Source organism: Sorangium sp. So ce176 (assembly GCF_051519835.1).
GTDB lineage: Bacteria > Myxococcota_A > Polyangia > Polyangiales > Polyangiaceae > Sorangium > Sorangium cellulosum_G.
Genome location: NZ_CP150371.1, coordinates 8,597,799 through 8,623,520, shown reverse-complemented (window position 1 = coordinate 8,623,520; position 25,722 = coordinate 8,597,799). Strand labels below are relative to the sequence as shown.

The window sequence follows — 25,722 nt, the reverse complement described above, 5'->3', positions numbered from 1 at the left end:
GCCACGCTCCGGGCATCATGAGCAACCCGAAACCCCCGCCGAGCCCAGCGCCTCGCTCGGAGACGGTGCGACAGGCGCTCCTGGAGGAGCTCCGCAGGACCGCGGCGACCGCGTGGGAGCTCTCCACGCGCCTCGGCATGCGCGAGCGCGACGTGACGCCGCACCTGGAGCACCTCGCGCGCTCGCTGCGCGCGCGCGGCGAGCGGCTCGCGGTGGCGCCGGCGCACTGCCTGCGCTGCGGCTACTCGTTCGACGAGCGGCGCTCGCTCGCGAAGCCGAGCCGCTGCCCGGCGTGCCGGGGGGAGCGCATCGAGGCGCCGCGGTTCCGGATCGACGCCGGCGACGGATGACGCGGCCGCCGGGGCGAGCGCCGCGCGGGCGCGCTCAGAGCGCCGGCCGATCGAGGGGCCCGGGGCCCCGCAGGCGCGCGGCGCGCGCCTCCACCTCGCCGAGCAGCCGCGGGCCCGCGCGGTCGCCGGCGCCCGCGAAGAACGCGCGGGCCTGATCGAGATCGCCGTGCGCGGCGTAGAGCTCGACGAGCTCCCGCTCCGCGGCGTCGTCGATCGCCGCCTCCGGCGAGCCGGCGCGCGCGGGGCCGAGCTGCACGATCGCGCGGAGCGCCCTCATGGCCTCGTCCGTGGCGGCGCCGCCGCCGAGGCCCCGCAGGGCCCACGACTTCACGTAGAGCGCGCGCTTGCGCAGCGCGTGAGGCGCCGCGCCGCGGAGCGCGGCGTCGCAGGCGCTCACGGCCTCGTCGAGGCGCCCGGCCGCGAACGCCAGGTTGGCCAGCGCGAGGTGGGCCTCGAGCGCCTCGCCGGACGCCGGGTGCTCCAGGGCGAGCTGGCGCAGCCGCGCCTCGGCGCCGCGGCGATCCCCGCTGTCCTGGAGCGCCCGCGCGAGCCCGAGGAGCGCCGGGGGCCGCTGCGTCGCCGCGCGCAGCGCCGGCGCGTCGACGAGCGCGGCGTAGGCCGCGACAGTCCTCGCCTGCACCCGCGCCGCCTCGGCCTCGAGCGCCTCGCGCCGCGCCGCGCCGCGCTCGCCCGTCGCGCCGGCCGCGCCCGCCTGCGCGGCCTCGTCGAGCACGAAGAGCTGGACGCCGATGACGCGGCGCCGGCTCGCCAGCGACTCCGCCTCCCGGAAGAGCCGCTCCGCCGTCGCCTCGATCGCATTTGGGGTCTCGCCGGCGCGCGCCGGCGCTCCCGCGCCGGTGCCCGGCACCTCGCCGCCGCGCGCGGCGCACCCCGCCGCGAGGGCGGCGAGCGCCGCGAGGGCGGCGAGCCGCCGCACCGCCGCTGTGCGGCGCTCCGTGAGACTCCCGTGTTCCCTTGCTGCGCGTCCGGGCATCCGTGAAACGTCCTCTCCTCGCGGCTCGCCGGCGGAGGACGCGAAACGCCGCGCGCCCCGCCGAGCCGAACGGCGCGGGAACATAGCGGCGAGCGCCCCGGGGACCAGCGCAATCCACGGCCGTCGCGCCGATTGTCGCCCTGAAGGACGCGGAGAAAGGCGCCTTTCCAGCGCCCTGCGCGGCCGCGCACACGCGGCGCGCAGGGCGGAGCGACGCGCCGCCGAGCCCGCACAGGGGAGCCCGCCCCGCCGCGGCCCGCCCATTGCGTCTCGGCCTTCATCTTCCCCGTCCGGGCCGGCGCTTCACACCGGGCGAGGAACGCACCGACGGAGAGTCACGACATGGCGACAAAGGTGAACTGCCTCCCGTTCACGATCCCGACGCTGCCGCGCCTCGGGCTCGCTGACCTCGAGAAGCGCTTCGGACGGCTGGCGCGCCTGATGTACGACACGAGCGTTCCGCTCGCGACGATCGAGAAGGAGGTCCATCCGTACCTCGCCCCTGGCATCGAGTTCGTCAATCCATGGCGGCGCGTGCGCGGGGTCGAGACGTACCGGGTCGACCTCTCCGGATCTCGCGGCAGCGCCCGCTTCGACCTCGACATCTCCCAGATGAGCGTCCGGCTCTCCGAGCCGCGCCACGCGGGCCGCGCCCTCGTCGACGGCACCTTGTACCTGAGGCTGTTCCCGCGCTGCGCGGTCCCCGTGCGGATGATCCTGAGCTACGATTTCGACATGATCGAAGGAGGCGAGAGCTTCCAGATCACGCGCCACGAGGAGATGTGGAGCTTCGGGGACATCCTCCGGAGCGCTCCGTTGATCGGCCGCGCGTACGACGTCTTCCGGTCCTGCTCGGGTTACCTCTTCACCGGGGCGGTTCTCCTGTCCCGCGCCCTCAACGGCGCTCAGCCGGGCGCCGGGGCCGCGCGGGAGGTGTCGGCCCCCGCCGCGCCGTGAAGCGGTCCTGCAGACGTCCCGCTTGACGGACTCTGCACGCCGCTATACAACTCTCCTCGTGAACTTCCGTTTCACCGCGACCACGACGACCACTACCCGCAGCGGCGGGATGGGTCTCGTGTGCGTGCGGTGAACTGACGAACACACGAGAAACCAAGCCCCGCCGGAAAATCCGGACGGGGCTCGTCGCATTTCAGCGCTCCGTCCGGCCGGCCATCGCCGACGGAGACTGACATGCTCGACGAGGACGATCATCGTTATCTGGGCCAGCGCCTCGACCTGTTCCATTTCCAGGAGGAGGCGCCCGGCATGGTGTTCTGGCACGCGCGCGGCTTCACGCTGGTGCGCCTCCTGGAGGAGGCGGTCCGGCGCCAGATGATGCGTGACAGCTATCAAGAGGTCCGCACGCCGCTGATCCTGCGGCAGGCGATCTGGAAGACCAGCGGCCACTGGGACAACTTCTCCTCCAACATGTTCCGGCTGTCCGAGGAGGATCACGCCGCGGCCATCAAGCCGGTGAATTGCCCGGGTCACATGCAGATCGTGTCCCGCATGGCGCCGTCGTACAGGGACATGCCGCTGCGGATCGGCGAGCTCGGCATGGTGCACCGGGACGAGCCGAGCGGCACGCTGCACGGCCTCTTCCGCCTGCGTCAGTTCACTCAGGACGACGGGCACATCTTCTGTGTCGAGGAGCAGATCGAGGCCGAGGTCGTGCGGTTCGCGAGCGCGCTCCGCGACTTCTATGCCGGCTTCGGCTTCCAGGACATGGCGGTCGGGTTCTCGACGCGCCCCGCCGAGCGCCACGGGAGCGACGCCGTGTGGGACAGGGCGGAGGCGGCGCTGTCCGCGGCCGCGAGGAGCGCGGGGCTCGATTACCGGGTGCAGCCCGGCGAGGGGGCCTTCTACGGGCCCAAGCTCGAGTTCGTGCTGCGCGACCGGCTCGGGCGGAGCTGGCAATGCGGGACGATCCAGCTCGATCTCGTGCTGCCGGAGCGCTTCGACATCATCTATGTCGATGCGTCGGGCGCGCGCCGGCGACCAGCCATCCTCCACCGCGCGCTGTTCGGCAGCGTGGAGCGCTTCCTCGGCATCCTGCTCGAACATTACCGGGGCGCGCTGCCGTTCTGGCTATCCCCCGAGCAGGTCGTCGTGGTGCCGGTGACAGACGCGCAGCGCGCTTATGCCGAGGAGGTCCTCCTGCGGTTCCGGCAGAGGGGGATACGCGCGATCCTCGACGCGGGCGACGATTCGCTCTCGCGGAAGATCGCCGTCGCGCACGCCGCCGCGATCCCGCTCGTCGCGGTGGTCGGCAAGCGCGAGGCCGAGCGCCGCTCCGTCGCGCTCCGGGAGCGGGAGGGCGGGCAGCAGCGCGAGCTCCCGCTCGACGAGGCCGTCGTGGAGGTCGTGCGGCGGAGCGAGCTGCACGCCTGATCGGACGCGCGCCGACGATCTTCCGGAACCGGACGCCGGCGCGCGTGTCGACCTTGTCCCCGGCGCCTTCGTGCACCCGGCCGGGGACAGCGCGACAACCCTCATGGACCCACGGAGCCACGCGATGGGAAACCTGCCGCCCGGGCCGAGGTCGTTCAGCCTCGTGGACTTCATCCGCACCGGATTCATCTCCGCCGAGCCCGTAGTCAAGCGATACGCCGCCCTGTACGGCCCCACGTTTCGCGTGAAGTCGCCGAACGGGATGCTGACCATCACGGGCGATCCCGAGGCGATTCGCGCGATCTACACGGCGGATCCCGAGGCGTTCGATGTCTGGGGCGTCGAGCTCACGGAGCCGGTCTTCGGGAGATCGTCGGTGGCCGTGACGACGGGCGCCCGGCACCGGCGCGACCGGAAGCTGCTCGGGCCGCCGTTCAGCGCCGGCGCGATGCGGGCTCACGGCAAGACGATCGCGGACATCAGCCTGGACGTCGCGTCGCGGTGGCGGCCGGGCCGCGCGTTCTCGATGCTCGCGGCGACGCGGGCGATCGCGCTCGACGTGATCGTCCGCGTGGTCTTCGGCGTGCGGGGCGAGGAGCGCATCGGCAGGACCCGCGAGGCCGTCCTCGGGCTCATCGAGTCGCTCAGCCCGAGCTTCATCGTCCTTCCCGCGCTCCGGCGCGATTTCGGCGGGTTCGGCCCTTACGCGCGCAACCAGCGCGCGACAAGGGCGCTCGACGCGCTGCTCGTCGAGGAGATCCGGGCGAGGCGCGCGGCGGGCGACGCCTCGCAGGACATCCTCGGGCTCATGATGAGCGCTCGCCACGACGACGGCGGCGGCGGCATGGCCGACGTGGAGATCGCCGAGCAACTCCGCGCGATCCTGTTCGCGGGCCACGAGACGACGGCCATGTCGCTCGGCTGGGCGATGTACTGGCTGCACCGCGAGCCGGCCGTGCTCGAGCGCGTCGTCGGCGAGATCGACGCGCTCGGCCCGGCGCCCGCGCCGGACGCGCTCGCGTCGCTCCCGTACCTGGAGGCGGTGTGTCTCGAGGCGCTCCGCATCCACCCGCCCGTGGTGGACGTCGCCCGGGTCGTGAAGAGGCCATTCCAGCTCGGCGGCTACACCATCCCGGCCGGCGACGCGGTCACGGCCTCTCCGCTGCTCCTGCACGGCCGCGAGGACCTCTATCCGTCGCCCGAGCGGTTCCGGCCTTCTCGCTTCCTCGAGCGGAAGTTCTCTCCCTTCGAGTTCATCGCCTTCGGCGGCGGCGCCCGGCGGTGCCTGGGCGCGGCGTTCGCGATGGTCGAGATGAAGGTCGTCCTCGGCACGATCCTCGGGAAATACAGGCTCCGGCTCGAGAGCCAGGCGCCCATCCGGCACGTGCGCCGGGGGCTCACCATGGGGCCGAGCGGGGGTGTGGCGATGATCCTGGAAGGAGAGCGCGAGAGGCGCGCGGCGGAGCGGCGCGCTGCCGCGGTCCAGGGCAGCCAGGGCACGAGCGGCCGCCGGCCGCCGACGCCGGCCTCGTAGCCCGCGGGCAGCTCGAACCGGAATTCGCACTCCAGCGCGGCCAGCATCAGCTTCATCTGCAGAATGGCCGTCCGCTCGCCGATGCATTTTGCGCAACCCGCGGGGCCGCTCGTGCTGGACCGGCCGCGATGGCCGCGGTACTGCCGGCGCGTGCTCACCGACGAGGGAAGAGGATGAAGACCGAGAAAGAAAGGATGCTGGCGGGCGAGCCGTACGACTTCCGCGACCCGCAGCTCTGCGCCGAGCGGCGCCGCGCGCGCGACCTGTGCCAGGCGCTGAACGCGACCCGCGACGAGCAGCAGGACGAGCGCGCCCGCCTGATCCAGGAGCTGTTCGGCGCGCCCGTCGTCGCCTGGATCGAGCCGCCGTTCTACTGCGATTACGGCACCAACATCTCGCTGGGTGAGCGGGTGTTCTTCAACTTCAACTGCGTTGTCCTCGACGTCGGGCCGGTGCGCATCGGCAACAACGTCCTGTTCGGCCCCGCGGTGCAGATCTACACAGTGAACCACCCGATGTCCGCGGCGGAGCGGCGCACGGGGGTGGAGTTCTCCCGCCCGGTGGACATCGGCGATGACGTGTGGATCGGCGGCGGCGCGATCCTCTGCCCGGGGGCGCGGATCGGCGCCGGCACGGTGATCGGCGCCGGCAGCGTCGTCACCCGGGACATCCCGGGCGGCGTGTTCGCCGCCGGCAACCCGTGCCGGGTTGTGCGCCAGCTCGATCCGCAAGGGGCATGAGGCGAGCCGCAGGACGCCGATCCGGCGCCGCGCAGGCCCACCGCGCCGGGGGCCGGGCGGCGCGGGTGGGATCCGGCGCCGGGCCTCTGCAGGGCGACGCCATGCGCGTCGCCTGGCGCACCTCGGATCGGTGTCAACCGAGCTGTCAACGCGTGTCAATCCCCGGTTGACGGCGCTCGCGGCCGGGCGTCCCACTGGCCGGCTCGCAGGGCGCTGGATCGTGGTGTGCATGGATCCGTCCAGCGCTCGACGTCATGAGCTGCGGATGAGAGGAACTCGTGAGCATCGAACAATTCAAGTGCCATGTCGGTGTCGCCATGAGGAGGTCAACGATGTACGCGGCCTCGGTGGCGTTCGGATGCGTGGCCCTCCTGGCCGCGTGCGGCGAGAGCGCGACGGACGACGGCGCGGAGCCCGATCCTGAGAGCGGCGTCACTCCCGGCGGCTCCTCGTCGAGCGGCAGCCCTGGCGCTGGAGCGACCTCGGGCGGCAACTCGGGCGCGACCTCCGGCGGTGGCCCGGGCGCCACGTCCGGCAGCGGTTCGGGCGGCGGCCCGGGCGCCACGACGTCGGGTAGCGGTTCGGGCGTCGCGACGTCGGGCAGCGGTTCGGGCGGCAGCTCGACGGGAGATCCCACTCTGGTGGGCTTCGCCGCCCACAGCGCCGATGGCCTGGACACCACGACCGGCGGCGCAGGCGGCGAGGTCGTGACAGTGACTTCCTACGCGGCGCTGGCCGCCGCCATCGGCGATCACACCCCGAGGGTGATCCGGATCTCGGGCACCATCGCCGGCCCTGCCGACGTCGAGATGCTGGACGTCGGCTCCAACAAGACCATCATCGGCCTGGGCACGGGCGCGACGATCGACGGCTTCGGCCTCGACATCAACGGCTGGACGCCGGATCTCGTCGCCGCGCACGGCGTCACGTGCGATCCGGACAAGGCGTCGCTCTTCACGCATGTCTCGAACGTCATCATCCGCAACCTGACCTTCATCAATTCGACGGACGACTCGATCAACGTCCAGTGCTACTCGCACCACGTGTGGGTGGACCACAACACGTTCCGCAAGAGCTACGACGGCTCCGTCGACGTCAAGCGCGGGTCGGACTGGGTGACTGTCTCGTGGAACCACTTCGTGGAGACGGACAAGACCATGCTGCTGGGTCACGACGACAGCAACGGCCCGCAGGACACAGGGCGCCTGCACGTCACTTACCATCACAACTGGCTCGACCACACCGTCCAGCGGAACCCGCGCGTGCGGTTCGGCCAGGCGCACGTCTTCAACAACTTCGCGAACGAGATCAGCGACTACGTCATCGGCCTCGGCACGGGCGCCTCGGTGCACGCGGAGGGCAACTACGTCGACTCGGTGAAACGCACATCCAAGGAGTACGGCGGGACCGACCTGACGTGGACAGACACCAACATCGTGGTCGAGACGCTGCACGGCGGGGTCGAGAACGGCAAGGGGTTCGACCCGACGGCGTACTACGCGATCCGCGCTGATCCGGCAGCCGACATCCCGGCCATCGTCATGAGCCAGGCCGGCGCAGGGAAGCTGACAGGGATGGAGTAGCTCTCCGCGCGCTCGATGCCGGTTCTGGAGAGGTCTGGCCGAACGGGCCGGTCACGAGCCCCTACCGGTCGCCCCAGAACCTGCCCCCGAGCGGCAGCTCGACGGTCGAGCCCGCCTCGACCGAGCGCTTCCACGTCGCAGCGGCCCACGGAGAGCTTCCCGGCTTGTGATCCGGGCGAGCGGCTCCAGGATGTCCTTCCAGACAACGGCGCGAGGAGGCGCGAGAGAGCCATGCTGCAAAAGCCGATCGAAGGGGGTGCGTGTTTCCTGTGCGAGGCCAGCTCGGCGCGCTGGAACGACCCGGCGGCCGCCGGGGATCCGGCCCAGGCGGGCCGCGAGACGGAGGGGCTCTCGAGGCGGCTCGACGAGCTGAGGAGCGGGAAGTGCACCCCCGAGGACCTCCGGTCCCACCTCCTGCAGATGTGCGCGATGTGTCAGAAGGTGCTGATGGACGTGGGCGAGGGCGCGACGAAGGCGGAGGTCATCTCCCGGCTGGAGTACCGCGTTGCCCGCCTCGGGGATGTGGCGCGGGCGGAAGGCGCGGCCGCGCGCTGAGGGCGCCGGCCGGTCCGCGCGCCGCGCGCCGCTGCGTGGCGGCTCAGAAGCTCACCGGGGCTTCCGTGCGCGACGCCGTCGCGCGACGGTAACGCTGCGCGGGAAAGCGCGTCGCGGCGCGCCGCCCGGAGCGGGAGCGGGCGAGCGGCGCGGGGAAAATCGCGTGCGAGGAGGTCGGTCCACCCTCTACGCTGAGCGCCTCCTCGAACCGCGAAGGTTGCCATGAGCGATGACATCGTCGAGCTGACCACGAAGCACACGTACGGCACCTGGCGCGCCCAGCGCGGCTGGAAGCCGATCCACGTCACCCGCGCCGAGGGCTGCGCCTTCTGGGACGCGGCCGGCAAGCGCTACCTGGACCTGTCTTCCCAGCTCATCTGCTCGAACCTCGGCCACCAGAACGAGGCCGTGATCGAGGCCATCTGCGCGCAGGCGAGGCAGCTCGCCTACATCAGCCCCGCGCACACGTGCGAGGTGCGGGCCAGGGCGGCGCAGAAGCTGCTCGAGGTGATGCCGAAGGGGCTCGACAAGTTCTTCTTCGCGACGTCGGGCACGGAGGCGAACGAGGCGGCGTTCAAGATGGCGCGGCTCTACACGGGCAAGCACAAGATCATCGCGCGCTACACGTCGTACCACGGCTCGACGGCGGGCTCGGTCGCGGCGACGGGCGACTTCCGCCGCTGGTTCATCGAGCCGGCGGGCAAGATCCCGGGCGTTGTGTTCGGCCCCGAGGTGAACTGCTATCGCTGCCCCCTCGGCCGGAGCTACCCCGAGTGCGGCGTCGCGTGCGCCGACTACCTGGCCTACATGATCGACCACGAGGAGAACGTGGCGGCGGTGATCGTCGAGCCGATCGTGGGCACGAACGGCGTGCTCATCCCGCCGGCCGAGTACCTGCCCAGGATCGCGGAGATCGCGCGCAAGCGCGGCGTGCTCCTCATCGCGGACGAGGTGATGAGCGGCTGGGGCAGGACAGGAAAGTGGTTTGCTGTCGATCACTGGGGCGTGGTCCCGGACATCCTGACGACAGCGAAGGGCGTGACGAACGCGGCCGCGCCGCTCGGGGTTGTCGCGACCTCCCGCGCGATCGCGGACTATTTCGACGACAACATGTTCGCCCACGGCCACACCTACGAGGCCCACCCGCTCACGCTGGCCCCCGTGATCGCGGCGATCGACGAGTACCGCCGGCTGGATCTCCTGAACCGCTCGACGAAGATGGGCGCGATCGTGGGCGAGAAGCTCCGCGCCCTGAAGGAGAAGCACCCCTCGATCGGCGACGTTCGCGGGCTCGGCCTGTTCTGGGCGGTGGAGCTCGTGAAGGACCGCGCGACGAAGGAGCCGTTCAACGTGCCGCAGGACAAGGCGGCCCGGCGGCCGCTCGTGGTCGACGCGGTCGTCGCCGAGGCGGCGAAGCGCGGGGTGTCCCTCATGGGGTGGGTGAGCCACCTGCTCGTGGCGCCGCCGCTCATCATCAGCGAGGCGGAGATCGACGAAGGGATCGCGGCGCTCGACGCGGCGCTCGACGCGGCGCTCGACGTGGCGGACCAGAAGCTCTCGGCCTGAGGCGCCGAGGGCGAGGCGGCCCCTCGTGGGCGGTCCCCGGACCGGGCACGACCCGGGGCGCCGCGAGCGGGCCGGGGCAGGGGGCTCGCGGCGCGTGCTATGCTCGCGCGTATGACCGCACGTACGAACGGCTTGCTGCCCCGTCCGCCCCGGAACACCGGGCCGATCGAGCTGCGAGACTTCGGCCCGACCGGTCGCCGGCTGGGCACCGAGGCCGACTGCTACGACGGCAGCCCGTGGGAGCTGCACCGCGGGGAGCTGATCGAGCAGATGGGGAGCAAGGATATCCACGGCATCGTGATGGCCCTCATCGCCGCGCTCTTCCGGACGCACGCGCGCGAGGGGCTCACCGTGATGACGGACGTCTACTGCGACCTCAGCGACCCGGGGGGGCCGTCGCTCCGGGCGCCGGACGTGGTTGTCGTGGGCGATCTGTCGTCGCCGCGGAACGACGCGTACCGCGGCACGCCGGTGCTGGCCGTGGAGATCCGGGGCACGCAGTCGCGGCGTTACCTCGAGGAGAAGGTGAAGCTCTACCTGGAGCACGAGTGGCCGTGGGTGTGGATCGCCCACGCGGAGCGGCGAGAGCTCGAGGTCGTGCGGCCGGGGACGGCGTCGATCACCTACCGGCCGGGCGCGGAGGTGCCGCTGTTGCCGGAGCTGGGCAAGCATGGCCTCGGCGCCGTGCCGGTCGCGGCGCTGTTCGAGGAGCGCGACGCGTCGCGGTTCACGGACGAGTGGGTGCAGGCGCGCACCGAGGCGCGCACCCAGGCGCGCGCGATCCTCGCGGTGCTCTCGGCGCGCGGGCTCGCGGTGCCGGCGGTGGTGCGGGCCCGGGTGCTCGCGTGCGAGCAGCCGGCGGCGCTGGAGCGCTGGCTCACCAGCGCGGCGACGGCGGCCAGCGCCGAGGCGTTCGCTGCCGCTGTCGATCGCGGGTGATCCGCTCTCCGCCGCCTGCCCGACGGGGCGGGCGGCGGCGCGGGGCACGCCTGCCGGGGGTCTCCCCTCTGGCCGCGCCCGCCGTCACCGCGGCGGCGCCGAGCCGCCCGCGCACGCGGCGGCGCGCCCGAGGAGCAGCGCGCGCTCGCGGGCGTTGCGCGTGAGCGACGCCGCGCGCTCGAACTCCGCGCGGGCCTCGTCGAGGCGGCCGAGCTTCGCGAGCAGGTCGCCGCGCACGCTCGGCAGCAGGTGGTAGCTCGCGAGGGAGCGCTCCGACGTCAGCGCATCGACGACGGCGAGGCCCGCGGCCGGGCCGAACGCCATCGAGAGCGCGACGGCGCGGTTCAGCTCGACAACGGGGGACGGCGTGATCCGGGCGAGCGCCGCGTAGAGCGCCGCGATGCGCGCCCAGTCCGTCTCCTCCGCGGTCCGCGCGCGCGCGTGGCACGCGGCGATCGCGGCCTGGAGCGCGTACGGGCCGAGCGCGCCGCCGAGCGCCGCGGCGCGCTCGAGCGCCGCGAGGCCACGGCGGATCAAGAGGTGATCCCAGCGCGCGCGGTTCTGTTCCAGGAGCAGGATGGGCTCGCCCGACGGGCCGATCCGCGCCCTGGAGCGCGAGGCCTGGATCTCGAGGAGCGCGACGAGGCCGTGGACCTCCGGCTCCTTCGGGACGAGCTCGGCGAGGATGCGGCCGAGGCGGAGCGCGTCCTCGCAGAGCGCGGGGCGCATCCAGTCGTCGCCGGCGGTCGCCGAGTAGCCCTCGTTGAAGACGAGGTAGATGACCTGGAGCACCGACGAGAGGCGGGGGGCGAGCTCGTCGCCGCGCGGGACCTCGAAGGGGACGCGCGCCTCGGCGAGGGTCCGCTTCGCCCGGACGATGCGCTGGGCGACTGTCGGCTCCGGGACGAGGAACGCGCGCGCGATCTCGTCGGTCGTCAGGCCCCCGAGCAGGCGGAGGGTGAGCGCGACCTGCGCCTCGGTCGAGAGGACCGGGTGGCACGCCGTGAACACGAGGCGCAGGAGGTCGTCGCCGACGTCGTCGTCGAGCGCGGCGTCCAGATCCGGCGCGGCCATCGCGCGCTGGGCCTCGATCTCGTGGCCGAGCTCCTCGTGCTTGCGATCGATCCGCTTGTGCCGGCGGAGCTCGTCGATCGCGCGGCGCTTCGCGGTGGCCATGAGCCACGCGCCCGGGTTGTCCGGGACGCCTGACTCGGGCCACCGCTCGAGCGCGGCGACGAGCGCGTCCTGGGCGAGCTCCTCGGCGAGGCCCACGTCGCGCACCATCCGCGCGAGGCCGGCGATGAGCCGGGCCGACTCGATCCGGAAGACCGCGTGGATCGCGCGATGCACATCGGGGGCCGTCACGGCGGCCGATCAGAGCACCTTCCTCCGCCGGCGCAAGCCCCCTTCGCGGGCGCAGGCCCCCCGAGGCGCGCGGTGGCTACTGCTTCGCTTGCTTCGCTTCCGCCTGCGCGCGCAGGCGCTCTTCCTGCTCCCGGAGCTCGGGCGTGAGCGCAGGGCCGAAGTCGTCCGCCGTGAACACCTGGCGAATCTCGATCTCGGACTCCTCCAGCATCGGGTTGGGGCAGCGCTTCACCCACTCGATCGCCTCTTCCTTCGACTTCACGTCCCAGAGCCAGAAGCCGGCGATCAGCTCCTTTGTCTCGGCGAAGGGCCCGTCGACGACGGTCCTCTTCTCGCCGGAGAACCTGACGCGCGCGCCCTTCGTGCTCGGGTGGAGCCCCTCGCCCGCGACCATGATGCCGGCCTTGACCAGCTCCTCGTTGAACTTCCCCATCTCGGTGAGGAGCTGCTCGCTCGGCATGACGCCCGCTTCGCTGTCCTTGGTGGCCTTGATCAGGATCATGAATCGCATGGTCGTGTCTCCTTGCTTCCGTGGTGGTGGAGCTGGGCTCCGGAGGGTCTCTGGCCCGGGGTGAACCCTGGCTTCATCGTCACGACGAACGGGGGACGGCGGGATCGACACGCCGGGTGATCTTTTTTTGCGTTGCCGTTAAGTGTCCGAAATTATTGAAAATTTATCTGCTTGTCCGCCCGAGCGCTGCGCCGGGATCTCAGAAGTGGCTGTGCAGCAGCGCGCCGCCGCCGCCCGGCAGGATCGCGGGCGCGAGGGCGACCGAGGTGCCCTGCTCTGGCGCGGTGAGGAGGAGCACCACGCCAGCGCCGATCCCTGCGAGCCCAAGGGCGCCGAGCACCGTGCTCGAGGTGGTGAGCGTCTGACCCCGTGAGCGGAGGGACATGCCCCTGTCGCTGCACTGCGAGGGCGTCGGGCATTCCTCCTCGAGGTCGCCCTTCGTGCCGAGCGCGAGCCCGCCCATGAGGAGGCTCCCGCCCAGGGCCGCGGCGCCGACGCCGCCGACAACGAAGGCGAGCGTGCGCCGGCCGCTGGAAGAGGGCGCGGATGCGGTGTCCGGGGGAGGCGAGGGGGGGGCCTGCGGCGCGGTGGAAACGGCGGTCGCCGGCGGCGGCGGTGGCGGCGCGGCGGCGGCCGGCGGCGGATCGAGGCGGACGTTCTCGCGCGCCCCTTCCCCGAGCGACACGCGCGTCTCCTTCTGCCGGCCGTCTTCCCACCTCGCGACGATCACGTGGTCCCCGGGATCGACCGGGAGCTCGGCGCCGACGCTGCCTTGCGGCAGCGCCGTTCGATCGAGGCGCAGCTCCTCCGGCGCCGGCGCGCCCTGCGCGAGCTCGATGACCAGCTTGGGCAGGCGCGGCTCGAGCGCCGTGAGCTCCTGCTTGGTGGTGGGCAGGCGGGGATCGCTGGGCTCCAGTTGCGGCAGTAGCTCGTTGAAGTGCCGCCATGCGCTCGCCACCCGCCCGATCTCCTTCTCGCACAGCGCGAGGTTGTACAGGGTGCCGCGGGCTGGATACGTCTCCTGGCTCTTGTGGAAGAGCGGAATCGCACGCGGGCAGTCGCGCGCCTCCGCCAGCGCGACGCCCTGCTGGAAGAGCTCGTACGCCGCGTCCTTAGGGACTTTGGGCTGCGCGGACGCCGCGCCGCTCATGGCGCAGAGGACAGCGAGCGACAGCGCGACGCGTACTGCGGCAAGGTCTCTTGTTGGCCTCACTCGTAGAGCTCCCGATAGTTCCTGGGCGTCTTGGTTGTGCTGTTCGCCGACGGGGCCTGTCTTGGCGGTGCTGGCGCAGCGGCGGTCGCGGGCGGCTTGAGCTTCAGCGGTGGTGGCTTCGGGGGCGGCGGTGCCGGCGTCGGCGTGGACCCGGCAGAGGCGCTCCGGGTGGGCTCCGGGTTGGCCGGAGGCGCAGGGGGCGCGGTCTCGGTGGGGGCGACGGTGGCCGCCACCTCAGGGGCTGCTGTCCCGATGTGCGTCACCGTCACCGAGCTGGCCGCGCCCGGGGACGCAGACACGGGCTCGGGCGCTGGGCTCGATGCCACGGGCGCGCCGCCGTCCACGGGCCCGCTCGCCGTCAGGCGCCACGCCAGGAAGAACCCGGCCACGACGAGCGCGCCGGCGGCGCCGGCGAGCAGCGCCACGCGGCTGCGGGGCGCACGGCTCCGCGTGGTGTTGCCCCAGGCGTGCGGCAGCATCGCGTGCGCCGTCCCCGCCCCCTCGCCGCCCGACGACGACGGAGCGCCGGGGCGAACCGGCATGGGCTCCGTCATGCCCTCGGGCGCGACGGGGGTCTCGCCCCGTGAGGGCGACGACGTGCCGAGCGCGCCGGAGGGCCCAGGGGCCGGCGGGTACCCGGCGCGGGCGGCGGGCTCCGGCAGGAGCCGATCGATGCTCTCGAACGAGAGCCTCGCGCGCTGCGTCCCGAAGGGCGCGAGCACGCGGCCGATCTCTGTCACGCTCTGGACGCGGACCGCCGGGTCCTTCGCGAGGCACCGGCCCACGAGCGCGCCCACGGCCGGCGGCAGATCCGGCCGCAGGGTCAGGAGGGATGTGGGCGTGTCCATCATGATGGCGGCCGTGACAGCGGTGATGCTGTCGCCCTCGAACGGGTGCCGCCCTGTCAGCATGCGATACAGGATCACGCCGAGGGCCCAGATGTCGGTCCGCACATCCGCATATTTCAGGCTGCGGATCTGCTCGGGCGACATGTAGTGGATGGAGCCCATGATGAGGCCAGTCGCGGTGAGGCTCGCTTCCTTGACGGAGTCGCCAGTGGCGATGAACTTCGACAGCCCGAAGTCGAGGACCTTGAGGAGGGGAGCCCCGTCGGGGCGGCGGGTGAGAAAGAGGTTCTTCGGCTTGAGGTCGCGGTGGATGATGCCGCGCGCGTGCGCCTCGGCGAGCGCCTCGCAGGCCTGGAGGAGGTAGTCGGCGGCCTCGGCGAGCGGGAGCGGTCCGCGGGTCTGGAGCACCTGGCCGAGATCGTCGCCGGTCAGGTGCTCGAGCACCATGTAGGCCGCGCCCGAGTCCAGCGTGCCGACGTCGATGACGCGCGCGATGTGCTGTCCGTCGAGGGCGGCGGCGGCGCGGGCCTCGCGGAGGAACCGGGCGCTGGCGTCGGGGAGCGCTGCCGCCTCCGGGAGGAGGAACTTGATGGCGACGCGGCGCTCCAGGACGAGGTGCCACGCCGCGAGGACCACGCCCATGCCGCCGGCGCCGAGCACGCGCTCGATGCGGTACTTGCCCGCGAGGACGTCGCCGGCAACGGGGACGCCGGAGGGGACCGCGGGGTGCTGCTGCATGGTGGGAAGGAGAGGGTAGCCGCGGGGTGGTGCGCAGTACAAGAGGCGGGCGGCTTCCACGGGTAGGTCGGGCCGGCGATGCCGTGACGTAAGGCGGCCTGATGACCGTCCGGCAGTGGCCCGGTGGGGTCGCCGCGACACCAGGGGCGCTGCGACGCGCGGAGGCCATGGCGAGGCGAGGCAGTGCTCCGCGAGGCAATGCGGTGCTCCGCGTGGACTGGCGCTCACCCGTCGGAGCGAACGCAGCGCGTGAGCCGCCGATCGCGGACCGAGTTGTCCTGCGACGCGCCGTTGTTGAAGTTGACGACGATGGCCCTGTCGGCGCTGACGAGGGCAGGCGTCGAAGACCAGAAGATGGTCGACGGTGTCCCCGAGAAGATCTGCGGGTCGATCGCCGGCCCCAGCAGCCGATCATCGACGATCGAGAGCAGCTCCTTCGCGCTCGGCAGCCGCCAGTCGCTCTTGCCGGCGAGGGTGAGGTCCTCGCAGTGCGCGAGCGCGTCGCTCCAGTCGAACGTCCCGGTGGCGTGCTGGCGCTGCCAGACGAGCCCCGTCGAGCGATCGAGCGCCCATTCCTCGCCGAACGACGACAGATCGGCCGGCGGGATCGCCTGCCCGCCCCCGACGCACAGCGCCCGCGCGTTCGTCGTGCCCGCCTTCGGGTGGTACCCGATGGATGCGTCGCTGGCGAGCACGCCCCACGCGAACGAGCCGTCCGTGCCGGCGACGTCGGTCGCGGACCAGTAGATGCTGTCCGGGGTCGTCACGAAGATGTCCTGGAACGCTGTCGTGTTGCCGAAATCGATGATCGAGACGAGCTCGCGCAGGGTCGGCAAGCGCCACCCTGTCAGGCCGCCGTGGTTCTCGACGGCGAGGGCGTCGCAGTGCTCCTTCGCGGCAGCGAACGTGAACGTCACGTCCTCCAGCCCTTTTTCCCAGGCGAGCCCGGTCACCGAGTCCCTCACGGTGTCCTCGCGATCCGTGTAGGAGGGAACGGCGATCTCGTAGCTGCCGTCCTGTCCGAAGAAGGGCTCGGACGGTCCCGGACACTGCCCCAGTACGATCGCCCCGTCCGAGCAGCGTTTCGTCGGCGAGTCCGGCCACGTCACCGGAATAGACGGCGGTCCCCCGCCGGTGTCTCCACCTGCCCCTCCAGCGCCGCCAGCAGCGGTACCGCTGTCTCCCTGAGCGCCTGAGGCTCCGGTACTACCGGCGCCGCCTGCGCCCTCGCTCTTTGCGTAGCTGCTCCAGTCCGCACCGATGATCTGCGCGCACCCGACAGCCGCGGAAGCCAGAAGTACGACCAGCGCCGTCGATGCCCCTGCAGCCGCCAGCTTCTCGCCCATCATGGCCCTGGAGCGTCTTCTGGTTGCGCTCCCGCTGTCAAGAAAGCCGGAGTGCATGATGCGGCGAGTGCGAGACGCACCCGTATGGTCGGTATGCAGTGCGCCGAGGTTGTTGGAGAAGAGATCCGCGCTCACGGGCGGGCAGGCCAGGTGACGCGCGCCGGCACGAGCCGCGGCTCGACGGTCCCGTTGCCCAGCTCGCCGTTCTTGTTGTCGCCCCAGCAGAGCATCTCGCCGGTGCGCTTCAGCGCGCAGGTATGGTCGTCGCCGAGCGCCAACTCCACGACGTCGGTCAGCCCGATCGGCTGCGGGGTGAAGCCGGTGTCCTGCGTCCCGGTGCCGAGCTGCCCCTTCGCGTTGTCGCCCCACAGAAGCACTTCGCCGCTGGCCAGCACCGCGCCGGAGTGCTGCCCGCCGAGCGAGAGCCAGCGCGCATCCACGAGCTCGAGGATCTCCCGCGGCTCCGCCTCGGTGTTCACGACGCCTGTCCCGAGGCGGTACTGCGTCCCCTTGCCCCAGCAGGAAGCCACGCCCTGCGCCGGCGCCGCGCATGTGTGCAGGGCGCCCGCCGCCGTCAGCGCGACGCTGGTCAGGCCCACCACGGCCGTCGGCGTGGTCTTCGGCTGGAAGCCGCCGACCCCGAGCTGGCCGTCCTGGTTGTGGCCCCAGCAGCGCATCGTGCGCTCGCCCATCCGCTCGATCATGCCCGCGCAGGTGTGCGAGAGCCCGGCGCTCACCGAGGCCACGTCGTCCAGGACCACGGCGGGCACGAACAGATCGGCCTCGTCGCCGTACCCGAGCTGGCCGGAGCTGCCCTCGCCCCAGCACCAGAGATCGTGCGACGCCGTCACCGCGCACGTGTGGGTCCCGCCGACGGCGACCTGGGTCGCGCCCGTGAGGTCCCTCGCGCGCACCGGGGAGAGGGCGTTCATCGCCTCATCGTCGCCGAGCTGCCCGCTGTTGCCTGCGCCCCAGCACGCCACCGCGCCGTCCGTCAGCACCGCGCACGTGTGCGTGCGCGCCGACGAGAGGCTCGCGGCGACCCGGTCGGCGGCGCCGCCGAGGCCGACGACCTGCCGGGGGATCTGCCGATCCTGCTGGAGCGTGCCGTCGCCGAGGTTGCCCCATGTATTCCTGCCCCAGCACCAGACCGTGCCGTCGCTGAGCACCGCGCACGTGTAATCCGTGCCCGCCGCGATGTGCTTCGGCACGACGCACGCGCCCTGCACGCACTGGCCGCTGCACGGCTTGTCGCAGCTCCCGCAGTGCGCGGTGCTCGAGAGGAGGTCCACCTCGCAGCCGTTCTCGGGGCCCTTGTCGCAGTCGCCGCGGTTCTCCTCGCATGCCGGCGATTGGCAGATGCCGTCAACACAGCGGGATGTGCCGCCCATGGTCGAGCAGGCGACGTCGCACGCGCCGCAGTGCTCCGCGTCCGTCCTCACGTCGACGCACGCCCCATCGCACGTCACCTCGTCGCCCGGGCACCCGTCGCCGCCGCCGCCGCTCCCGCCGCTCCCGCCGCTCCCGACACTGGAACTGGATGATGGTCCGCCAGTCGTTGATTCAGCGCTGGCGTACTCGTTCCAGTCTACGCCGATGATCTGCGCGCAGCCGATCGCCGCGGAAGCGACAAGGCCTGCCAGATTCGCCGCCATACGCGCAGATACCAGCTTCTCGCCAGCCATGGCGCGAGAGAGTCCCGCACGAGGATCTCGCCGTCAAGAAAGCAGCGAGGCAGGGTGCTTATCACCGCACGCTATTGCTGGTCTCGACACGCCCATGGTGGTTCACGCCGTGGCCGTGTGAAGCTCATTGATAAAGAATGACATGCAGCCCGGGGCCTAACGCCTCTTCGCGGAGTAGAGCTTCTGCCCTCCGTCCTTGTCCGAGGCGAGGTACAGCGTGCACTCGTCGGGCGAGAGCGACGGCGTCATGACGGCGTGGGACGGATCCAGGTTCGACAGCAGCATCCTCGCCGTCTGCCCGGCCACCGGGAGCCCGTCGGGGCCGAGCTTCACGTAGAAGCTCCGCAGCACCGACGCCGCCGCGCAGCCGCCGCGCGGGCTGTAGAGCGCCTGGAAGAAGAGCACGCCGCCGTCCGGCGTCACCCACGGGGCGAGCTCGTCGCCCTGCGCCGGGCAGCTGCCCGGCAGGGTGATGTCGAGCGCCTGCGCCTACGGCTCGGCGCCGAGCCGCTCGGCGCCCTTCTTCTGCTGGAGCCGGTGCTTGATGGCGCCGAAGAGGACCGGCGCCACCGAGACGAAGATGATCAGGTAGACAACGCGCTCGATCTGCTTCGCGTCGAAGATCTTGCCAAGGAAGTACCCGAGGAAGGTCATCGAGAAGACCCAGAGAACGCCGCCCGCCACGTTGAAGATCGCGAAGCGCCGGTAGGCCATCTGGCCCACGCCCGCCACGACAGGCGCGAACGTCCGCGCGAACGGCATGAAGCGCGCCAGGATGATCGTCTTGCCGCCGTGCCTCTCGTAGAACTTCTGCGTCGCGATCAGGTGATCCTTGCGGAACAGCAGCGACTGCTCGCGCGTGAAGATCTTCGGCCCGGCGCGCCGGCCGATCGAGAACCCCACCGCGTCGCCGATGATCGCCATCGCCATCAGCGTGACGTTCATCAGGAGCAGGTTCTGGAAATTCGTCAGGTTGAACGGGTTGATGAGCCCCGCGTTGACGAGCACCCCGGCCGTGACGAGCAGCGAGTCGCCGGGAAGGAAGAACCCGATGAGCAGCCCCGTCTCGGCAAAGATGATGATCATCAGGACGGGGTAGCCGCCCCACTCGAGGAGCGACTCGAGCTCCCTCAGCCTGCTGAAAAATTCACGGAGGAGTTCCACGCCCGCTCGATAGCTCACCCCGGCGGCCGCGTCGAACCCCGCGTGCGCCCCCGCGCCGACCCGCGCCGCCACAGGGCTCCCGTCGGCCGGCGCGGCCGCGCCAGCGTCCCGGCAGCGTCGACGCCGGCCGAGGGGCACCCCGTCGACCCGCGGCGCCGCGCCGCGCCCCTCCCGAACCCCCGGGGCGAGCCCCGCGCCTCATGCCGGCGGTGGCAGCGCGCTACGTCGCATACCGCGCCAGGTACTCCTTGAGGTGCAGCTTACGGGCCGTGTTCTCGGACGACATGTAACGTACCGTGCCGAAGATCTCCCGCTCGGGGCCCCACGCCCGATCGTAGCGGCCGAGCACCCAGAAGATGCCCGAAGTCGAGTTCGGATCGCGGCCGTCGAGCGCATAGCGGTTGTTGAGCTCGACCATCACCTCCAGCGCCTGGCGCGGGGTCGGCGACCACTCCAGGATCTTCTTGCCCCAGAGCATCCGCAGGTAGTTGTGAATCCGCCCCTCGCGGAGGAGCTCGCCCTGCGACGCGTTCCAGATCCGGTCGTACGTCGCCCCGGCCGCGAGCGCCTCGAGCGAATAGACGCGCGGGCGCCTGTCGCGCTCGTGCTTCTTCAGCGTCGCGAGCGCCCAGTCCGGAAGAGACTCGTAGTCGGTCGGGTCGCGCTTCCACGAGAGGCGCGGGCCGTCGCCCTCGCTCGCCCCCAGCGCGAAGGCGTTGAACCCGAGCTCCCGCCACGTGACGAGCTGCTCGAGGAACGCCTCGGCCGAGGGGCTCATCCCCCAGAACCCCTCGCGGCTGCCGCTCGGCCGCTTCACGCCGTCGTCCGGGCGGCCGAGCCTGTCGCGCCGGAAGCCCTCGCGCCGGGCGACGGCGGCGAACACCTCGTGCGCCGCGAGGTGGCCGAAGTGCAGGTACGGCGACAGGCCGCTCGCCGCGCCGGCGTCCGGGTGATCGCGCTCGTCCATGTAGCGCGGGAGCCGCTCCGAAACGAAGCGCGCGAGCTCCTCGCCGGCAGCCTCGGGGCCGCCCCGGCGGGGCACCGGCGCGACGGCGTGATCGATGGGGAGCGCGGCGAGCGCGGCCGGGTCGCCCCCGAGCAGCGCCGGCGAGGCCGCGGGCCACCGCCGCGCGATCGCGCGGGGGAGGGGAGCCGACGGCCGGAGCCGCGCCCTCTTCAGCGGATCGGCCGCGGGCAGCGCGCCGAGGTGATCGCCGATCACCCGCTGCCAGAAGATGCGGAACGAGCGCGCTGTCGTGAACACCCGATCGGCCGCGCGGACAGGCAAGAGGCCGTTCGAGTCCACCTGCTCCAGGCGGACCGGCGCCTGCCGCGCCGCCGAGGCGACCATGCGCGGGAGAAAGAAGCACGGGTAGTCGTCGGTCACCACCACGCACGCCCGCGCCGCGAGCGCGGCGAGCAGGCCCTTGCCCGCCCCCTCCGCGGGCTCGACGTAGGGGTGATACAGCGCGCCCGCCGCCGCGAACCGGCGCGCGTTGTCGGCCATGCCGTCGATCACGAAGCGATGGAGCCTGTCGCTCGCCCAGCGGTAGCCGCACCGGAGCGCCTCGAGCACGACGAGCGGCCGATCGAGCTCCGACGCCCAGGCGATCGCCCGCTCCAGGCCGAAATTGTGGCGTGTCCGGCGACTCGCGATCATCCAGTAAAGGACGTGATCGCCGCCCTCGCGCACGGGCATGGCGTTGCGGGTGCGGATCCGGAGATCAGGGACGCTGCTCGAGATCACGCCGGCCTCCTAGCACGGCCCGGTCCGGAGCGCGCAGGACGCCCTGGAATCGCGCGCGAGGCGGCGCGAGGGCGGCCAGGACGGCGCGGGGCGCCCGCGCTTGCGGTGCGGTGAGGGCGGCCTCAGGTACCGGCGCAGCGGTCGTTGATCCATGCACGCAGGCACGAGCACGACGCGCGAGGAGGGGCAACATGGCTCTTGATATCCTGAAAGAGCGGGGGACTCCGCTCGACCGCCAGGGGTTCAACTGGCGCGATCTGGTCCAGGTACCGTACAGCAAGCTCGACGACGACGCCTTCACCCGGATCCGCGTGATCCTGATGAACGGTATCGAGCTCGAGAGCGTGCGGTTCCTGCACAGCTTCGCGCGCATGAACCGGGATCTCCGCCGCGTGCTCGCCCAGGTGCGGCGCGTCGACCACCACCAGGTCACGCTGATCAACTGGCTCAACCCGCCGGACCAGTCGCCGCTCGAGACAACCATCGGATACGAGCAGGTCGCCATCGAGATCACCGCGCACGCCGCCCTGGCCGAGCCTGACCCGTACCTCGCGCAGGTCTATCGCTTCGGCATGCTCGAGGACTACGACCACCTCTATCGCTACTCGGCGCTCCTCGATCGCCTGGAAGGCAAGGACGCGAACAACATCCTGCAATCGTACACCGACGTGACGGTGGGCCGCCCGACCGCGGTGGAGCACCGCGCCCCCGAGGACGACGTGCGCGCGCCGTACGACCGCAGGACCGCGAGCCCGATCACGAAGCTCAACGCGCTCACGATCATGGCCGCCGAGCAGCAGACGCACAACTACTACGTCAACGTCGGGCCGTTCTTCACGGACCCGGTGGCGCGGCTGCTCTACGCCGAGATCGCCTCGATCGAGGAGCAGCACGTCACCCAGTACGAGTCGATGATCGACCCCGAGGAGACCTGGCTCGAGAAGTGGGTCCTGCACGAGGCCAACGAGGTCTACAATTACTGGAGCTGCCTCCAGCAGGAGCAGAACGCGCACCTCAAGCGGATCTGGGAGCGGTTCCTCGATTACGAGCTGGGGCAGCTCCACGTGGCGATCGAACATCTCAATCGGATCGAGCGGCGCGACGCGGCCGAGATCCTGCCCGCCTCGCTGCCGGACCCGGTCTCCCAGAAGAGCCACCGGCAGTTCGTGCGCGACGTGCTCTCCCGGGAGGTGCACCTCCGCGCCGTCGGCGAGCACATCGTCGACCCGAGCGTGATCCCGGAGAGCGCCGCGACGCTCGCTTACCGGCAGCAGCTGAACTCCGCCGGCTCTCCTTCGGAGATCGTGGCCGCCGGCTACCGGTACACGCCGGGCACCGAGCTCTCGCGGCGAGCCGAGAAGATCGACGGACAGAAGGAGGCGACGCCATGAAGCAGATCACGACAGGGACCAACACGACGGGCATCGCGACCTCGCCCCTCGACAGCAAGGAGCTCATCGAGGCGGCGCAGGCGATCCCGCCGAGCTCCCCCGGCAGCGAGGCCGACGCCGCGGCGGTCAGGACCGAGTACGCGCGCGAATCGGGCACTGTCGGGAGCGTGCCGCCGCCGGCGAGCCTGAAGGGGGTGATCAAGGCGGCCGGGGAGCTCATCCAGGGCAGGCCGCCGGCGCTCCTCATCGACAAGCTGGGAGAGCGCCTCCAGTTCGAGCGATCGGGCACGCGCCTCTACGAGGCGCTGATCGCCAAGTACGACGCGGAGGGCGGCTTCGACGGAGGCCCGAGCCGCGCCGATCTCGAGGCGATCCGCGACGATGAGCTCAGGCACTTCGACCTGCTGAGGCGCGCCATGGAGCGGCTCGGCGCCGATCCGACAGCGATGACGCCCGGGGCCGACGTGATCGGCCTGGCGTCGTCCGGCGTGCTCGCGGTCGCCGTGGAGCCCAGGATCAACTTCGGGCAGAGCCTGCAGGCGCTGCTCGTGGCAGAGCTGACCGACAACGATAGCTGGCGGATGCTCATCGACCTGGCGGTGGCGTATGGCCAGGACGAGATGGCGGCCGAGTTCCGCGTGGCCGAGCAGCACGAGGCGCGCCACCTCGAGCTCGTGCGATCGTGGCTGTCGAGCAGGCTCGCGCTGGACGCGCGCGGCGCGCCCGCCACCACGACACCGCAGCAAGCGGCCTGACGCGCGGTCCATCCCCGCGGCGCGACGCGGCGCGACGCGGCGCGACACGGCGATGGACCGGCCCCCGGGATCTGGGTATGACGCTCGGCGCGCGGGCGCGGCGCATGTGGGGTGCGGCCGCCGGCTCCGCGCGTCGGGTGAACCCATGAACCTGCCCCAGAAGCTCCGAACGCTGTTCCTGCTGCCCCTCGCCGCGCCGCTCGCCTGCGGCGGCGCCCCGGCGCCCGCCCCGGCGCCGCCCCAGCAGGCCGCCGCGCCGCCGCCCCCGGCAGCCGCCCCGGCGGCCGCCGCGCCCGCCGCGCCGGCGAAGGAGGCGCCGCGCGCGGACGCGTCGCTCATGCCCAGGCGCCTTCTCTTCGGCAACCCGGATCGCATGTCCCCCAAGATCAGCCCGGACGGCCAGCGGCTCGCGTTCCTCGCCCCCTCCGAGGGCGTGCTCAACGTGTGGGTCGGTCCGGCCCAGGATCCGAAGGCGGCCAAGCCGGTCACGAAGGAGAAGAGCCGCGGCATCCGCACCTTCCTGTTCCCCTACGCGAGCGATCATGTCCTCTACCGCCAGGACAAGGGCGGCGACGAGAACTGGCACATCTACGCCGTCGAGCTCAAGACCGGCCAGATCAAGGATCTCACGCCGTTCGAGGGCATCGCCGCGCAGATCGAGGGGGTGAGCCAGAAGCTCCCGAACGAGGTCCTGATCGGCATGAACGATCGGGACAAGAAGCTCCACGACCTCTACCGCGTCGACATCCGTACCGGCGAGCGCAAGCTCGTGCGGCAGAACGACGGCTTCGTGGGGTTCGTCGCCGACGACGACTTCAAGGCGCGGCTCGCGATGCGGATGACGCCCGACGGAGGCCACGAGTTCCTCGACGTCACCGGCAAGGAGCCGAAGCCGTTCGTCGCGTTCGGGCCGGAGGACGCCGTCACGAGCAGCGTGCTCGGCTTCGACGCGACCGGCAAGACGCTCTATTTCCGGGACAGCCGCGGCCGCGACACCTCCGCGCTGGTGACGCTCGATCTCCGGACCGCGAAGCCCACGGTGCTCGCCGAGGACGCGAAGGCCGATGTCTCCGGCGTCATCGTCCACCCGAAGACGGAGAAGGTCCAGGCCGTGGCGTCCGAGTACGAGCGCAAGCGCTGGCAGGTGGTCGACAAGGCCATCCAGCCGGACCTCGACGCCCTGCGCGCGGTCGCCGACGGTGAGCTGGACGTGCTGAGCCGCTCGCTCGACGACAGGCGCTGGACTGTCGGTTACACGGTCTCCGACGGCCCCGTCCGGTACTACCTCTACGACCGCGGCACGAAGAAGGCGACGTTCCTCTTCTCGAACCGGCCAGCGCTCGAGTCGCAGCCGCTCACGAAGATGCGGCCCGTTGTCATCAAGGCGCGCGACGGCCTCGAGCTCGTGAGCTACCTGTCGCTGCCGCGCGCCGCCGACCCCGACGGGGACGGCAAGCCGGACAAGCCGCTCTCGACGGTGCTCCTCGTCCACGGCGGCCCGTGGGCGCGCGACACATGGGGCCTCAACGGGATGCACCAGTGGCTCGCGAACCGCGGCTACGCCGTGCTGAGCGTCAACTACCGCGGGTCGACAGGCTTCGGGAAGAAGTTCGTCAACGCGGGCAACCTCGAGTGGGCCGGCAAGATGCACAACGACCTGCTCGACGCGGTGGACTGGACGGTGGCGCAGGGCATCGCCGACAAGGCCCGCGTGGCGATCATGGGCGGCAGCTACGGCGGCTACGCGACGCTCGTCGGCCTGACGTTCACGCCCGATACCTTCGCCTGCGGCGTCGACATCGTCGGCCCGTCGAACCTCGTGACCCTGCTCGAGTCGATCCCGCCCTACTGGGCGCCGATGCTCGAGCTCTTCGCCAAGCGGGTCGGCGACCCCCGCACCGAGTCCGGCCGCGATCTCCTGCGCTCCCGCTCGCCGCTCTACCTCGCCGACAAGATCAAGCGGCCCCTCCTCATCGGCCAGGGCGCCAACGATCCGCGCGTGAAGCAGGCCGAGAGCGATCAGATCGTCAAGGCGATGACGAGCAAGGGGATACCGGTGACTTACGCGCTGTACCCCGACGAGGGCCACGGCTTCGCCCGGCCGGAGAACGCGCTGTCGTTCAACGCGATCGCCGAGACGTTCCTCGCGCAGTGCCTCGGCGGCTCCTACCAGCCCGTCGGCGACGACTTCAAGGGGTCGAGCGTCACCGTCCCCGCCGGCGCCGAGGTCGTCCACGGCCTCTCCGCGGCGCTCTCCGGGCGCTGATCCCCGGCCGGCCAGGGATCCCAGCGCGCATCCGCCAGGTG

The 25,722-nt window shown here is 71.8% G+C and carries 22 protein-coding genes; 12 read left to right on the top strand and 10 right to left on the bottom strand.

Translation table 11 applies throughout. The features are described from left to right. Window positions 1-17 precede the first annotated feature (17 nt). Window positions 18-350 (top strand): transcriptional regulator, encoded by a 333-nt coding sequence (locus WMF42_RS32530; RefSeq protein ID WP_061608412.1) that lies wholly within the window; start codon window positions 18-20, stop codon window positions 348-350. Between the two features lie 34 nt (window positions 351-384). Here the strand turns inward: WMF42_RS32530 and WMF42_RS32525 are convergent, their stop codons facing one another. After that, window positions 385-1,344 (bottom strand): hypothetical protein, encoded by a 960-nt coding sequence (locus WMF42_RS32525; protein WP_437686726.1) that lies wholly within the window; start codon window positions 1,342-1,344, stop codon window positions 385-387. A 342-nt stretch (window positions 1,345-1,686) separates the two neighbouring features. On the opposite strand from WMF42_RS32525, the gene WMF42_RS32520 reads away from it, so the two are divergent. The 8 genes from WMF42_RS32520 (at window position 1,687) to WMF42_RS32485 (ending at window position 10,652) form a co-directional block, all read left to right on the top strand. Then, the gene (locus WMF42_RS32520) at window positions 1,687-2,301 is read left to right on the top strand and encodes a hypothetical protein (protein ID WP_437686724.1); all 615 of its coding nucleotides are present in this window, start codon (window positions 1,687-1,689) and stop codon (window positions 2,299-2,301) included. 234 nt (window positions 2,302-2,535) lie between these two features. Then, window positions 2,536-3,735: a threonine--tRNA ligase gene (thrS, locus tag WMF42_RS32515; RefSeq protein ID WP_437686722.1), complete on the top strand. Its 1,200-nt coding sequence runs from the start codon at window positions 2,536-2,538 to the stop codon at window positions 3,733-3,735. A gap of 124 nt (window positions 3,736-3,859) precedes the next feature. Further along, window positions 3,860-5,269 (top strand): cytochrome P450, encoded by a 1,410-nt coding sequence (locus WMF42_RS32510; RefSeq protein ID WP_437686721.1) that lies wholly within the window; start codon window positions 3,860-3,862, stop codon window positions 5,267-5,269. A 173-nt stretch (window positions 5,270-5,442) separates the two neighbouring features. Next, complete coding sequence (locus tag WMF42_RS32505) at window positions 5,443-6,009, top strand: sugar O-acetyltransferase (RefSeq protein ID WP_437686719.1); 567 nt, start codon at window positions 5,443-5,445, stop codon at window positions 6,007-6,009. A gap of 317 nt (window positions 6,010-6,326) precedes the next feature. After that, window positions 6,327-7,592, top strand: a complete 1,266-nt coding sequence (locus WMF42_RS32500) for a pectate lyase family protein (protein ID WP_437686717.1) — start codon at window positions 6,327-6,329, stop codon at window positions 7,590-7,592. Window positions 7,593-7,823: 231 nt separating this feature from the next. After that, window positions 7,824-8,147, top strand: coding sequence for a hypothetical protein (locus WMF42_RS32495; RefSeq protein WP_061613283.1), 324 nt, complete (start codon window positions 7,824-7,826; stop codon window positions 8,145-8,147). Window positions 8,148-8,369: 222 nt separating this feature from the next. Next, window positions 8,370-9,713, top strand: coding sequence for an aminotransferase family protein (locus WMF42_RS32490; RefSeq protein ID WP_437686714.1), 1,344 nt, complete (start codon window positions 8,370-8,372; stop codon window positions 9,711-9,713). A gap of 111 nt (window positions 9,714-9,824) precedes the next feature. Then, a complete protein-coding gene (locus WMF42_RS32485; protein ID WP_437686712.1) occupies window positions 9,825-10,652 on the top strand; it encodes a Uma2 family endonuclease in 828 nt (275 codons plus the stop codon). A gap of 84 nt (window positions 10,653-10,736) precedes the next feature. Here the strand turns inward: WMF42_RS32485 and WMF42_RS32480 are convergent, their stop codons facing one another. The 9 genes from WMF42_RS32480 to WMF42_RS32440 all read right to left on the bottom strand — a co-directional run bounded on the left by WMF42_RS32480 (window position 10,737) and on the right by WMF42_RS32440 (window position 21,269). Continuing rightward, a complete protein-coding gene (locus tag WMF42_RS32480; RefSeq protein ID WP_437686710.1) occupies window positions 10,737-12,017 on the bottom strand; it encodes an RNA polymerase sigma factor in 1,281 nt (426 codons plus the stop codon). Between the two features lie 76 nt (window positions 12,018-12,093). Then, window positions 12,094-12,528, bottom strand: a complete 435-nt coding sequence (locus tag WMF42_RS32475) for a YciI family protein (protein WP_061610762.1) — start codon at window positions 12,526-12,528, stop codon at window positions 12,094-12,096. A gap of 199 nt (window positions 12,529-12,727) precedes the next feature. Then, complete coding sequence (locus WMF42_RS32470) at window positions 12,728-13,678, bottom strand: tetratricopeptide repeat protein (RefSeq protein ID WP_437686708.1); 951 nt, start codon at window positions 13,676-13,678, stop codon at window positions 12,728-12,730. Window positions 13,679-13,737: 59 nt separating this feature from the next. Next, the gene (locus WMF42_RS32465; protein ID WP_061610760.1) at window positions 13,738-15,327 is read right to left on the bottom strand and encodes a serine/threonine-protein kinase; all 1,590 of its coding nucleotides are present in this window, start codon (window positions 15,325-15,327) and stop codon (window positions 13,738-13,740) included. Between the two features lie 224 nt (window positions 15,328-15,551). Further along, entirely contained in the window at window positions 15,552-16,436 is an 885-nt protein-coding gene (locus WMF42_RS32460; RefSeq protein WP_437686706.1) for a DUF1566 domain-containing protein, read from the bottom strand. Window positions 16,437-16,804: 368 nt separating this feature from the next. Continuing rightward, window positions 16,805-18,328: a hypothetical protein gene (locus WMF42_RS32455; protein ID WP_437686704.1), complete on the bottom strand. Its 1,524-nt coding sequence runs from the start codon at window positions 18,326-18,328 to the stop codon at window positions 16,805-16,807. 186 nt (window positions 18,329-18,514) lie between these two features. Continuing rightward, window positions 18,515-18,781: a hypothetical protein gene (locus tag WMF42_RS32450; protein ID WP_437686702.1), complete on the bottom strand. Its 267-nt coding sequence runs from the start codon at window positions 18,779-18,781 to the stop codon at window positions 18,515-18,517. A gap of 66 nt (window positions 18,782-18,847) precedes the next feature. Further along, the gene (locus tag WMF42_RS32445; protein WP_437686700.1) at window positions 18,848-19,522 is read right to left on the bottom strand and encodes a VTT domain-containing protein; all 675 of its coding nucleotides are present in this window, start codon (window positions 19,520-19,522) and stop codon (window positions 18,848-18,850) included. Between the two features lie 220 nt (window positions 19,523-19,742). Then, window positions 19,743-21,269, bottom strand: coding sequence for a deoxyribodipyrimidine photolyase (locus WMF42_RS32440; protein WP_081427064.1), 1,527 nt, complete (start codon window positions 21,267-21,269; stop codon window positions 19,743-19,745). 191 nt (window positions 21,270-21,460) lie between these two features. On the opposite strand from WMF42_RS32440, the gene WMF42_RS32435 reads away from it, so the two are divergent. The 3 genes from WMF42_RS32435 (at window position 21,461) to WMF42_RS32425 (ending at window position 25,681) form a co-directional block, all read left to right on the top strand. Further along, on the top strand, window positions 21,461-22,660 hold the full coding sequence (locus tag WMF42_RS32435) for a hypothetical protein (RefSeq protein WP_437686698.1): 1,200 nt from the start codon (window positions 21,461-21,463) through the stop codon (window positions 22,658-22,660). Next, window positions 22,657-23,415, top strand: a complete 759-nt coding sequence (locus WMF42_RS32430) for a ferritin-like domain-containing protein (RefSeq protein ID WP_061612872.1) — start codon at window positions 22,657-22,659, stop codon at window positions 23,413-23,415. The genes WMF42_RS32435 and WMF42_RS32430 overlap by 4 nt, the downstream gene beginning before the upstream one ends. Window positions 23,416-23,560: 145 nt before the next feature. Continuing rightward, the gene (locus WMF42_RS32425) at window positions 23,561-25,681 is read left to right on the top strand and encodes a S9 family peptidase (RefSeq protein ID WP_437686696.1); all 2,121 of its coding nucleotides are present in this window, start codon (window positions 23,561-23,563) and stop codon (window positions 25,679-25,681) included. Window positions 25,682-25,722: the final 41 nt, after the last annotated feature.